Source organism: Streptomyces sp. JK94 (genome assembly GCF_053613315.1).
The window spans coordinates 29,851-42,166 of the sequence record NZ_JBSICH010000007.1 but is presented as its reverse complement, the minus strand read 5'-3'; the positions used below and the strand labels follow the sequence as shown (position 1 = coordinate 42,166).

The 12,316-nt window shown below is 70.0% G+C and carries 9 protein-coding genes and 4 tRNA genes; 4 read left to right on the top strand and 9 right to left on the bottom strand.

Annotated elements, in window-relative coordinates:
- Positions 1-22: 22 nt before the first annotated feature.
- Positions 23-1,090, top strand: a complete 1,068-nt coding sequence (gene purM / locus ACVV2G_RS06775) for a phosphoribosylformylglycinamidine cyclo-ligase (RefSeq protein ID WP_453841675.1) — start codon at positions 23-25, stop codon at positions 1,088-1,090.
- Positions 1,091-1,165: 75 nt separating this feature from the next.
- On the opposite strand, the gene ACVV2G_RS06770 is transcribed toward purM, so the two are convergent.
- Complete coding sequence (locus ACVV2G_RS06770) at positions 1,166-1,417, bottom strand: DUF3073 domain-containing protein (protein WP_053133512.1); 252 nt, start codon at positions 1,415-1,417, stop codon at positions 1,166-1,168.
- A gap of 310 nt (positions 1,418-1,727) precedes the next feature.
- Complete coding sequence (locus ACVV2G_RS06765) at positions 1,728-2,822, bottom strand: Leu/Phe/Val dehydrogenase (RefSeq protein WP_453841674.1); 1,095 nt, start codon at positions 2,820-2,822, stop codon at positions 1,728-1,730.
- Between the two features lie 220 nt (positions 2,823-3,042).
- Here ACVV2G_RS06765 and ACVV2G_RS06760 point away from each other — a divergent pair, with 220 nt between their 5' ends.
- Both ACVV2G_RS06760 and bldC read left to right on the top strand, forming a co-directional pair.
- Positions 3,043-3,894, top strand: coding sequence for a DUF8083 family protein (locus ACVV2G_RS06760; RefSeq protein WP_453841673.1), 852 nt, complete (start codon positions 3,043-3,045; stop codon positions 3,892-3,894).
- Positions 3,895-4,438: 544 nt separating this feature from the next.
- Positions 4,439-4,645: a developmental transcriptional regulator BldC gene (gene bldC, locus ACVV2G_RS06755; RefSeq protein ID WP_003949541.1), complete on the top strand. Its 207-nt coding sequence runs from the start codon at positions 4,439-4,441 to the stop codon at positions 4,643-4,645.
- 443 nt (positions 4,646-5,088) lie between these two features.
- Here bldC and ACVV2G_RS06750 read toward each other — a convergent pair whose 3' ends face one another.
- The 7 genes from ACVV2G_RS06750 to ACVV2G_RS06720 all read right to left on the bottom strand — a co-directional run bounded on the left by ACVV2G_RS06750 (position 5,089) and on the right by ACVV2G_RS06720 (position 11,767).
- Positions 5,089-5,283: a DUF6274 family protein gene (locus tag ACVV2G_RS06750; protein ID WP_453841672.1), complete on the bottom strand. Its 195-nt coding sequence runs from the start codon at positions 5,281-5,283 to the stop codon at positions 5,089-5,091.
- A 263-nt stretch (positions 5,284-5,546) separates the two neighbouring features.
- A tRNA-Asp gene (locus ACVV2G_RS06745) sits at positions 5,547-5,621 on the bottom strand.
- Between the two features lie 94 nt (positions 5,622-5,715).
- Positions 5,716-9,654 (bottom strand): ATP-dependent RNA helicase HrpA, encoded by a 3,939-nt coding sequence (gene hrpA / locus ACVV2G_RS06740; protein ID WP_453841671.1) that lies wholly within the window; start codon positions 9,652-9,654, stop codon positions 5,716-5,718.
- 113 nt (positions 9,655-9,767) lie between these two features.
- A tRNA-Phe gene (locus ACVV2G_RS06735) sits at positions 9,768-9,841 on the bottom strand.
- A 24-nt stretch (positions 9,842-9,865) separates the two neighbouring features.
- Positions 9,866-9,940: transfer RNA gene (locus tag ACVV2G_RS06730), tRNA-Asp, on the bottom strand.
- Positions 9,941-9,976: 36 nt separating this feature from the next.
- Positions 9,977-10,049, bottom strand: a tRNA-Glu gene (locus ACVV2G_RS06725).
- 80 nt (positions 10,050-10,129) lie between these two features.
- Entirely contained in the window at positions 10,130-11,767 is a 1,638-nt protein-coding gene (locus tag ACVV2G_RS06720) for a metallophosphoesterase family protein (protein ID WP_453841670.1), read from the bottom strand.
- A gap of 128 nt (positions 11,768-11,895) precedes the next feature.
- Between ACVV2G_RS06720 and ACVV2G_RS06715 the strand changes: the two genes are divergently transcribed.
- Positions 11,896-12,246, top strand: a complete 351-nt coding sequence (locus tag ACVV2G_RS06715) for a metallopeptidase family protein (protein WP_453841669.1) — start codon at positions 11,896-11,898, stop codon at positions 12,244-12,246.
- The last annotated feature ends 70 nt before the right edge of the window (positions 12,247-12,316 follow it).

Below are 12,316 nucleotides of genomic sequence, written 5' to 3'. Positions count from 1 at the left end.
CGACACAAAGGTTCTCATCGTCATGCCTGACACAACTGGTGCCAGCTACGCAGCCGCGGGCGTCGACATCGAGGCGGGCGACCGCGCCGTCGAACTCATGAAGGAGTGGGTGAGGAAGACCCGGCGCCCCGAGGTCCTCGGCGGCCTCGGCGGCTTCGCCGGCCTCTTCGACGCCTCCGCCCTCAAGAACTACGAGCGTCCCCTCCTCGCCTCCGCCACGGACGGCGTCGGCACCAAGGTCGACATCGCCCGGCAGCTGGGCGTCTACGACACCATCGGCCACGACCTGGTCGCCATGGTCATGGACGACATCGTGGTGTGCGGCGCCGAGCCGCTGTTCATGACCGACTACATCTGTGTCGGCAAGGTCCACCCCGAGCGCGTCGCCGCGATCGTCAAGGGCATCGCCGAAGGCTGTGTGCTGGCCGGCTGCGCCCTGGTGGGCGGCGAGACGGCCGAGCACCCGGGTCTGCTCGGCGAGGACGACTTCGACGTCGCCGGCGCCGGTACGGGCGTCGTGGAGGCCGATCGCCTGCTGGGACCCGACCGCATCCGCACGGGTGACGCGGTGATCGCCATGGCGTCCTCCGGGCTTCACTCGAACGGGTACTCGCTCGTCCGGCACGTCCTGCTGAACGAGGCCGGCCTCGCGCTCGACGCCCACCTGGACGGCCTCGGCCGCACGCTCGGCGAGGAGCTGCTGGAGCCGACCAGGATCTACTCCCTGGACTGCCTGGCCCTCATGCGCACCGCCGAGGTCCACGCCTTCAGCCACGTCACGGGAGGCGGCCTCGCCGCCAACCTGGCCCGCGTGATCCCCGACGGCCTGCACGCCGTCGTCGACCGCTCCACCTGGACCCCGGGCGCGGTCTTCGACCTCGTCGGTACGACGGGCCGGGTGGAACGCCTGGAGCTGGAGAAGACCCTGAACATGGGCGTGGGCATGATCGCGATCGTGCCCGGGGAATCGGCGGACGTGGCCCTGGCGACCCTGGCCGACCGCGGCCTGGACGCCTGGGTGGCCGGCGAGATCACCGACCGCGGCGACCACGCGACGGGCGCCGCCCTCGTCGGCGACTACGCCGGCTGAGACCACGACCGTGCGGGCAGCACAGAACCCGGTCGGTGACGTGAGTCACCGACCGGGTGAGTGTTCCGTGCAGGGTCAAGCGCCGCGTCGCTGTTGCGGGGACTGGCCGTCCTCGTCCTGGTCGTCGTCCCCATAGAGGTCGGCGTACCGTGCGTACACGTCATCGTCCTGCTCATCGTCCTCGAATTGCTCGCCATTAGGCGGTTGCGAATTCGACGGCGATGCGCCCAGCTCCTCGGCCAGGCGGGAGAGATCAGTCCCACCGCTGTTGTACTTCAGCTGGCGGGCGACCTTCGTCTGCTTGGCCTTGGCCCGGCCGCGCCCCATGGCTCGACCCCCTCAACGACGGGGCTCGACGGCCCCAGAGTCTTGACACGCGTTCATGGTCCGGAACGGGCTCCCCGCAGAGAGACCGGTCCGTAGGGCTTCCACGGTACCTGAGCCCACGCCCATACGGTACGTCGCCCGCAGGACGTGGCGACGCCCAGGACCTTCGAGGCGCCCTGTCCTCGCTGGTCAACGGCGATTTTAACCACGTTTCCGCGGTCGACCCGCCGGGAGAAGTGAGAGTTCTCTCCAAGAGCCCCCGGCGGGTACCGGTCACGCCGTCGAAGACGCCTTCCCGATCTCCGCGGGCTCACACCCGGGTACGTGCCTCCGCCATCCGCTGCTCGGCGATCCGATCGGCCGCGGCGGCCGGCGGAATACCGTCTTCCTTCGCACGTGCGAATATGGCCAGCGTGGTGTCGTAGATCCTCGCCGCCTTCTCCTTGCACCGCTCGAAGTCGAAGCCGTGCAACTCGTCGGCGACCTGGATGACACCGCCGGCGTTCACCACGTAGTCCGGCGCGTAGAGGATCCCGCGGTCGGCGAGGTCCTTCTCCACACCCGGGTGGGCGAGCTGGTTGTTGGCGGCGCCGCACACGACCCCGGCGGCCAGCACCGGCACGGTGTCGTCGTTCAGCGCGCCGCCGAGCGCGCAGGGGGCGTAGACGTCCAGGTTCTCGACCCGGATCAGCGCGTCGGTGTCGGCGACGGCGATCACCGACGGGTGCCGCTCGGTGACGCCCCGCACGACGTCCTTGCGCACGTCGGTGACGACCACGTGGGCGCCCTCGGCGAGCAGGTGCTCGACGAGGTGGCGGCCGACCTTTCCGACGCCCGCGACGCCGACGGTGCGGTCGCGCAGCGTCGGGTCGCCCCACAGGTGCTGGGCACTGGCCCGCATGCCCTGGTAGACGCCGAAGGCGGTGAGCACGGAGGAGTCGCCCGCGCCGCCGTTCTCGGGCGAGCGCCCCGTCGTCCAGCGGCACTCGCGCGCCACGACGTCCATGTCGGCGACGTACGTGCCGACGTCGCAGGCGGTGACGTACCGGCCGCCGAGCGAGGCGACGAACCGGCCGTAGGCGAGGAGCAGTTCCTCCGACTTGATCTGCTCCGGATCGCCGATGATCACGGCCTTGCCACCGCCGTGTTCGAGGCCGGCCATGGCGTTCTTGTACGACATCCCGCGCGCGAGGTTCAGCGCGTCGGCGACGGCGTCCGCCTCGTTCGCGTACGGGTAGAAGCGCGTACCGCCGAGCGCGGGGCCCAGGGCGGTGGAGTGGAGGGCGATGACGGCCTTGAGGCCGCTGGCACGGTCCTGGCAGAGCACGACTTGCTCATGACCCCCCTGCTCCGAGTGGAACAGGGTGTGCAGTACATCAGCAGGTGCGCCGGTTACGTCGGTCACGGTGGTGACTCCTGTGTAGGTGCGGCGGGTGGAGACCTGTCCCCGTGCGGGTGGCGGAGACTGTGGCACGAGATTAGAGCCTGGTGGTGCCCGCCCGCCGCACAGTGCCTGGGATCACCTCCGCACGGAGTACGGGCGTGCGACGATTTGCAGAGGTTCCCGCGCGTTCGTGATCGACTCCCGCAGGTTTTCGCGGTCGCGCGCGGGGGAGGGAGCAGGCGTGCCCAAGGTGTCCTCGGTGATCGTCCCCTATGCGGCGTACCTGCGCGTGTACGAGCCGCTGGCCGCCTTCCCCGAGCCGGAGCGCGAGCACTGGACCCGTTACGCCCGCCGGACCGACCTGCCCTCCTACCAGGACGAGCTCCGCCGCTCCCTCACGGACCTGCTGCCCACCCCGCCCGTCGCCGTGCCGGTGCACGAGAGCGCGGACGCGTTCGTGACCGAGGCCGACGGCGTGGTCCGGGTCTGCCCCTGGCGGACCCGGCTGCGCGGCTGGCAGGCCCTGGAGGAGCTGGCCGAGGACTTCTCCGGGCCGGTCCTGGACGCCCTGCTGCCCCCGCTCGTACGCCGGCAGAGCGCCCAGGACTACGAGCGCTGGCTCCGGCGCAACCCGGACGCCCGCCCCTGGATCCGCACCGCCACCTGGCAGGTGCCGATCAACTGGTTCGTGCTGGTCTCCGACGCGGAGCGGGAGTACGACCGGGGTGGCGACGGCGAAGGGGCGGCCGCGCCGGTCCTGCGCTACCGGACGCCGATGGTGCAGGCCCGCCGGCGGGTGGCCCGGGGGCTGCGGGCCCTGAAGGAGGCCATGGACGAGGGGGCGCTCATCGACGGCCTGGTGGACGTGGGGCGCTGGCTGGAGGAGTTCCACCCGCGCTCACTGGTGGAGTTGGACTACGGCGGACTGGTGCACGCCGTGCCGTCCGGCGAGTTGGAGGACGACCACTCGGCGGCCGACGTGGCCGAGGGCATCGAGGCACTGCGCCAGGGCGACGGGGACACGGCGGGGGCGGCGTACGGGCGGCTCGTGGAGCGCTGGCGGGCGGTGCGGGACCGGCGGTCGGCGAACTGACGTTTGACGTACCGCCCGATGTGGGGTTTGGTCTTCCGGTCCGACACCTGCCCCGGGTGGGCTGATGCTCTGCTGACAAGGGACGTAGGTCCCGATCCGGGCGTAAGTGTCAAGCGTGACGGACCGCACGTACATCACTCTTGCGCCGCTTCCCCCTCCTCATGCCAAAATAGGACAAGGAGTCCGGGGAGGACTCTTTCCGTCCTGCCGTGATGCACTGTGGGCGGAATCTCCGCATTGCACGCTTTGGGGGGTCTGATGATGGGTCTGACGACTCCTGATCGCCCTGTGACTGATCGTCACAGTGACGTGACTGTCCGCTATGGCATGGTCCATCGGCTTCCGTCGCTGATGAACACCTGGGAGGGCAATTCCATCGGTTTGGCCGACGCGGCTGGACAGATGGTGTAGTTGTAGTGCCGAGGACAAGCCGTTCGTCCTATAACCGACTCGACTCGCGTCCGCCATTTCGGGCAACGCGGGTCAAGGTGCAGAATTTAGAGGAAAGAACCGAGAAGGTTCGGTTCTCCCGAGGAGGCCGCTCATGACCGCTCGCACCCCTGATGCCGAGCCGCTGCTGACCCCGGCTGAGGTCGCCACCATGTTCCGCGTCGACCCCAAGACGGTCACGCGCTGGGCGAAGGCCGGCAAGCTCACGTCGATCCGCACGCTCGGCGGGCATCGCCGCTACCGCGAAGCCGAGGTCCGCGCTCTGCTCGCGGGCATTCCGCAGCAGCGCAGCGAGGCCTGAACAACTGAATAACCGGGCAAAACGGCAGGTCCCCCAACCGGCCGACGCGCTCGGAACCACAGCTCCACACGACGCCGTACCTGCCCCAACAGGGGTGCGCCGTGGATCGCGCTGGACTCCGCCGGGTCCAGCGCGATCTTTTTGTGTGCGGCCCTGTGCCTGGTCCTGTACCTGGTGGCGGGGCGGTCGGCCGACTCTGTGAGCGGCCTTGCCGGAGTCTGGGGAGGGGTGTCGGATCGGCTGTGCGGGCACTGCGCGAGGTGGTGCAATTGCACATATTAAATTGAGTGGTTGTAGGAGAGTGGTAAGTGCCACCGTTCCGAAAACTCATGTGGTGACACCCGTCACACGGCTCGGCGCTTGTTGGCTCCGCCGTCCGTGCGCTAAAGGGCGACGTGAGGTTCAGGAGGGCGGCGTGGCAAGGGCGTTGGGGCCGACGGCCCTCAGGCGGTGGGAGCGCTCTCGTCCTCGACGCCCTCTTGACGCCCCGTCGAGGACGGTGGGGCCGGCGAGTCCAGCGCCAGGCGCAGCAGCCGGTGGCAGATCGGGCAGTGGCGCGTCAGGTGGCGGTACGACGACGCGGCCGCCAGGTGCGCGCGGAGCAGGGCTCGCGTCTCGTGCCTGACCGATGCCGCCATATGCCACCTCCAGGGGCCGTACGGACAACGGGCCCTGCCTCTGGAGTACCGAGCGAAGGTGACGCCGTCAAGGCCGCGAGAGGGGCGCTGAGGGCTTTCTCGGGGGGTGGGGCGGTGTGCCCGGGGTCGCGGTGGCGCGGAGGCGGCCTCGCGCGGGTGGGTGCGGGCTCCTTCGCCCGGCGCGTTCGGCGGCGGGCGCCCGGACGCGGTCCGTGGTGCGGTGAACGAGAAGAGCCCGCACCGGACGGTGCGGGCTCTTGCTGCGGTCCTGACGGGATTTGAACCCGCGGCCTCCACCTTGACAGGGTGGCGAGCACTCCAAACTGCTCCACAGGACCAGGTTTTGCCGCGCTTTTCCTGCGTTGCGCTGCGAGAAGAGACTCTACAGGAGGGCGAGCCCCTGGGGCGAACTCACCCCCCGTGAGGGCGCCGTCACGGCGCGAGCGCGTCGATCGCCTTCACGATCCGCTTGTCGGAGACGGGGTACGCCGTGCCCAGCGCGTGCGCGAAATAGCTGACCCGCAGCTCCTCGATCATCCAGCGGATCTCCCGCACCTGCCGCGGCACCGGCCGGCCCTGCGGCATCTGCTCCAGCAGCCACGCGTACTCGTCCCGCATCTCGTGGACCTTCTCCATCCGCGAGGTGTCCCGCTGGGCGCCGGTCGGCATCTGCTGCAGCCGCCGGTCCGCGGCGATCAGATACCGCATCAGGTCGGGCAGCCGCTTGATCCCCGCCTCGGTGACGAAGCCGGGCTTCACCAGTGCGTCCAGCTGCCCCCGCACGTCCTGGAGGTTCGCCAGCAGCACGGTGCTCCGCACGGTCTTCAGACGGCGCTCGCACGCCTGCCAGGCCGCCAGCACCTGCTGCACCTGCCCCACCGTACGGACGGTCGTGTCGACGATCTCCGCGCGGACCTTGTCGTAGAGCTTCCGGTACGACTCCTCGTCCCACGCCGGTCCTCCGAAGTCGGCGATCAGCCGGTCCGCCGCCGCCGTCGCGCAGTCGTCGAACAGCGCCTGGATCGAGCCGTGCGGATTCGCGGACAGCCCCAGCTTCTGCTGGTTGGTCAGCTTCTCGGACGCGAACTTCGCGGGATTCACCGGGATGTTGCGCAGGATCAGCCGGCGCGTGCCCTTCCACATCGCCTGCGCCTGCTCGGCCTCCGTGTCGAAGAGACGCACGGAGACCGTGTCGCCGTCGTCGACCAGCGCCGGGTACGCCTTCACCGGCTGACCCGCCCGGCGCGTCTCGAAGACGCGCGACAGCGTGCCGATCGTCCAGTCCGTCAGCCCCGCGCGCTCCAGGGACTCGCCGCCGCTGCGCTCCGCGGTGGCCGCCGCGGCCTGTGACAGCGCCTTGCGCGCCTTCGGCTTCAGCCGGAGTTTCAAGGCCTCCAGGTCCTTGTCCTCGGCCAGTTTGCGGCGCCGCTCGTCGACGATCCGGAAGGTGATCCTCAAGTGGTCCGGCACCCTCGACCAGTCGAAGTCCTCCGCGTCGAACGGCACTCCCACCATGCGCTTCAGCTCCCGCGCCATGGTCACCGTCAGCGGCTCCTGGAGGGGCACGGACCGCTCCAGGAACCTCTGCGCGTAGTTCGGCGCCGGGACGTAGTGGCGGCGGATCGGCTTGGGCAGGGACCGGATCAGCTCCGTGACGACCTGCTCCCGCAGCCCGGGGATCTGCCAGTCGAAGCCCTCGTCCGTGACCTGGTTGAGCACCTGGAGCGGCACGTGCACGGTCACACCGTCGGCGTCCGCGCCCGGCTCGAACTGGTACGTCACCCGGAACTTCAACGGCCCCTGGCGCCACGAGTCGGGGTAGTCGTCCTTGGTGACCGCACCCGCCTTCTCGTTGATGAGCATCTCGCGCTCGAAGTCGAGGAAGTCGGGCTGCTCGTGCCGCTTGTGCTTCCACCAGGAGTCGAAGTGCGCGCCGGAGACGACGTGTTCGGGCACCCGCTGGTCGTAGAAGTCGAACAGCGTCTCGTCGTCGACCAGGATGTCCCGGCGCCGGGCGCGGTGCTCCAGTTCCTCGACCTCGGTCAGCAGCCGGCGGTTGTCCGCGAAGAACTTGTGGTGCGTGCGCCAGTCGCCCTCGACCAGGGCGCTGCGGATGAACAGCTCCCGGCTGGCCTCCGGGTCGATCCGCCCGTAGTTCACCTTGCGCTGGGCCACGATCGGCACGCCGTACAGCGTGACCTTCTCGTACGCCATCACGGCCGCCTGGTCCTTCTCCCAGTGCGGCTCGCTGTAGGTGCGCTTGAGGAGGTGTCCGGCGAGCGGCTCGACCCACTCCGGTTCGATCCGGGCGTTGACGCGGGCCCAGAGGCGGGAGGTCTCCACCAGCTCGGCGGACATCACGAAGCGCGGGGGCTTCTTGAAGAGCGCCGATCCCGGGAAGATCGCGAACTTGGCGCTGCGCGCACCCAGGTACTCGTTCTTCGCGCCCTCCTTCACGTCCTTCATGCCGACGTGGGACAACAGCCCGGCCAGCAGCGACACGTGCACGCGGTCGTCCGGCGCGTCCTCGTCGCCGGGATGGATGCCCATCTGCCTGGCGACCGTGCGCAACTGCGTGTAGATGTCCTGCCACTCGCGGATCCGCAGGAAGTTGAGGTACTCCTGCTTGCACATCCGGCGGAAGGACGACGAACCGCGCTCCTTCTGCTGCTCGCGCACGTACCGCCAGAGATTGAGGAAGGCCAGGAAGTCGCTGGTCTCGTCCTTGAAGCGGGCGTGCTGCTGGTCGGCCTGGGCCTGCTTGTCCGCCGGGCGTTCCCGCGGGTCCTGGATGGACAGCGCCGCCGCTATGACCATGACCTCGCGGACACAGCCGTTCTTGTCGGCCTCCAGCACCATCCGGGCCAGCCGCGGGTCGACGGGCAGCTGCGCCAGCTTCCGGCCGGTGTCCGTGAGCCGCTTGCGCACGTCCTTCTGCGCCGGGTCCAGGGCGCCCAGCTCCTGGAGGAGCTGCACACCGTCGCGGATGTTGCGGTGGTCCGGCGGGTCGATGAAGGGGAACTTCTCGATGTCGCCGAGGCCGGCCGCGGTCATCTGCAGGATGACGGAGGCGAGGTTCGTACGGAGGATCTCCGCGTCCGTGAACTCCGGGCGGGCTGCGAAGTCGTCCTCGGAGTACAGCCGGATGCAGATGCCGTCGCTGGTCCGGCCGCAGCGGCCCTTGCGCTGGTTGGCGCTGGCCTGCGAGATCGGCTCGATCGGCAGCCGCTGGACCTTGGTGCGGTGGCTGTACCGGGAGATCCGGGCGAAGCCGGGGTCGATGACGTACTTGATGCCCGGGACGGTCAGCGAGGTCTCGGCGACGTTGGTCGCCAGCACGATCCGTCGCCCGGTGTGCTGCTGGAAGACGCGGTGCTGCTCGGCGTGCGAGAGCCGTGCGTACAGCGGCAGCACCTCGGTGAACCGGTACTTCTTCTTCTCCAGCGCGTCCGCGGTGTCCCGGATCTCCCGCTCCCCGGAGAGGAAGACGAGGATGTCGCCCTTCCCCTCGCCCATCAGCTCCTCGACGGCGTCGGTGATCGCGGTGATCTGGTCCCGGTCGGCGTCGTCGCCGTCCTCCTCCAGCAGCGGCCGGTAACGCACCTCCACCGGGTACGTCCGGCCGCTCACCTCGATGATCGGCGCGTCACCGAAGTGCCGCGAGAAGCGCTCGGGGTCGATGGTCGCCGACGTGATGACGACCTTCAGGTCCGGCCGCTTCGGCAGCAGCTGGGCGAGGTACCCCAGCAGGAAGTCGATGTTGAGGGACCGCTCGTGGGCCTCGTCGATGATGATCGTGTCGTAGGCGCGCAGCTCGCGGTCGGTCTGGATCTCGGCGAGCAGGATGCCGTCCGTCATCAGCTTGATGAACGTGGCGTCCGGGTTCACCTGGTCGGTGAACCGCACCTTCCAGCCGACGGCCTCGCCCAGCGGGGTGTCCATCTCGTCCGCGACCCGCTCGGCGACGGTGCGGGCGGCGATCCGCCGCGGCTGCGTGTGGCCGATCATGCCGCGGACGCCGCGGCCCAGTTCGACGCAGATCTTCGGGATCTGGGTGGTCTTCCCGGACCCCGTCTCGCCGGCGACGATGACGACCTGGTGATCGCGGATGGCCTCCGCGATCACGTCCTTCTTCTGGCTGACGGGCAGCTGCTCGGGGTAGGTGACGGCAGGCACACGGGCCCGACGCTCACCGATGCGCTGCTCGGCCTTGGCCACCTCCGCCTCGATCTCGGAGAGAACGGCGGCACGGGCCTCCGGCTTGCGGATCCTCCGCGCACCCTCGAGCCGTCGACCGAGCCGGTGCGCGTCGCGCAGGGACAGTTCGGTCAGCCGGGGAGCGAGGGTGCCGAGGGCGGGGTGCGTAGACATACGGGTTCCAGGATCTCATCCCCGGGAAAATCCTGGCGAACGATTTCCTTCCGGCCCTCCCGTCCCTCGGGCAACACAAAACCCCCGTCGATGATCCCGACGGGGGTTGAATGTGGCTGGGGCCGGGGTCGAACCGGCGACCTATCGCTTTTCAGGCGATCGCTCGTACCAACTGAGCTACCCAGCCATGAGGTTTCACGTGAAACCTCAGCGGTCCTGACGGGATTTGAACCCGCGGCCTCCACCTTGACAGGGTGGCGAGCACTCCAAACTGCTCCACAGGACCAAGCTCGTGTACGACAGTGTCGCACACCGTACTGCGTGCCCCCAACGGGATTCGAACCCGTGCTACCGCCTTGAAAGGGCGGCGTCCTAGGCCGCTAGACGATGAGGGCTATCGGCCCGCCTGGGCGCTTCTCAGCGCGTCGGGGACGTGAGAAGCATATGGGATGGCGGGAGGTATCGCCAAAACGCTTCACGGAGGGCCGGGGGTCGGGCCGGTCGGGGACGGCCTCGTGCCCGTGGGCGAAGGGCCCGTGCCGGTGGGGGACGGGGTCGCGCCCGTGGGGGACGGAGTGGCGCCGGGCTGGTTCTCCTCGGGGAGGTGGCGGCTGACCTCGGCCGTCGTCAGGCCCAGGCCGCCGAGTTTGATCTGGTCCCAGGCCTGGAGCCGTCGGCTGTCCCGGTCGAAGTACAGGATCGACGCCTGGATCGGGTCGGGGTGCTCGCTCTCGACCGCGCGCAGGCCGCTGCCGCCGGTGGACCCCTCGATGCGCAGGCGGGTGCCGTACTTCATGACCTCCATGTGGTCGCGGTGGACGTGCCCGGCGAGCACCAGCGGCACCTCGCCGTCGACCTCGCGGGCCGCCGACGGTTCATGGGCGACGGCGACGTCGACGGGGGTGCCGATCGTGCGCTGGTCGCGCAGGGCCGAGGCCAGGCGGGCGCCGGCCAGCTCCTGGGACGCCTCGGCACCCGCGGGCCGGGAGCGGTCGGGGGTGAACTGCGGGTCGCCGATGCCCGCGAAGCGCAGGCCCGCGACGTTCCGGGCCAGGCCGCCGTCCAGGACGTGCACGTTCTTCAGGCCCTTCAGGTACTCCTGGGTGGCGTGGGAGTCGTGGTTGCCGCGGACCCAGACGTAGGGGGCGCCGAGGTCCTCGATGGGGTCCAGGAAGCCGTTCTCCGCGGCGGTGCCGTGGTCCATCGTGTCGCCCGAGTCGACGATCACGTTCACCTTGTACTGCTCCACCAGCGAGGCGATGATCTTCCAGCTCGCCGGGTTGAGGTGGATGTCCGACACGTGCAGGACGCGGATCGTGGTCGGGTCGGGCTGGTAGGCGGGGAGGGTGGACGTGACGTCGTACAGCTTGGTCACGTTCGTGACCAGGCGGGCCAGTTCCTTCTGGTAGACGTCGAACTCGGTCACGATGCTGCGCGCGTTGCCCACCAGGGAGGGCGCGGAGGAGAGCAGCCCGGAGAACTTCGGTTCCAGTACGGAGTCGGGGTTCAGGGTCGCGTAGGCGGAGCCGCCGGAGACGACCAGGAGGGTGAGGGCCATGCCGCCGGCGGCCAGGGCGGGGCGGGGACGGCGGTAGACCGCGAGGCCGAGGGCGGTGGCTCCGGTGACGACGGCGACGCAGGAGCGGACGGCGAGGTCGAGCGTGCCGCGTTCGACGTCCTGGGCGACCTCGTCCTGGAGGCCGGAGAGGCGTTCGGGGTGGTCGACCAGGGCCTGGGCCCGGTCGGGGTCGAGCTGGTCGACGTTGACGTCGAGCCGGACGGGCGCGACGTGGCTGTCGAGCCGGAGGGCGCCCAGCGGGGACACGTTGATCTTCGTGCCGCCGGAGACGGAGGGGCGCAGGGTCATGGTCGTGTTCATGGGGCCGACGGGGACGCGGACGTCGCCCACGACCAGCAGGCCCAGCCAGGCTCCGAGCAGGACGACGGCGACGAGGCCGGCGGCCCGGGTCCAGGGGCGCGACCGGGGGGCGAGCTCGACCGCTGTGGCCGCCCGGCGGGTGCGGCGGCGGTGGCGGGTGGCGTGCGGGGCGTTGCGGATGGGTTTCATCACCTCGGCCAGGACGTGCGGGACTGCGGCGGGGCGGCGGGCCATTGGACCCGTATGCCCGGGCCTCGGGGCGGGTATGCGGGCGGCGGCGCGCGACCGCCGCGCGGGGCGGTGTGCGGGGAACCCGCGGGACGGCTGTGTCGTACTCCACGGTCGTACCCGACAATGGGCCTGTGCTGGAGATGACGCGCGAGGAGTTCGAGGAACTGGTCGCCGAGGCCCTGGACCGGATCCCGCCGGAGCTGACGCGGCTGATGGACAACGTCGCGGTGTTCGTCGAGGACGAGCCGCCGGCGGACGATCCCGAGCTGCTCGGGCTGTACGAGGGGACGCCGCTGACCGAGCGCGGGGAGTGGTACGCGGGCGTGCTGCCGGACCGGATCACCATCTACCGGGGACCGACGCTGCGCTTCTGCGAGACGCGCGCGGACGTCGTCGCGGAGACGGAGGTCACGGTGGTCCACGAGATCGCGCACCACTTCGGGATCGACGACGCCAGGCTGCACGCTCTCGGGTACGGGTGACGCGCTCGGGTCAAGTCCGTGGGGCGCGGCGCGTGTCCTCTTGCGGGTGACGGGAGTTGGGCACGGCGAC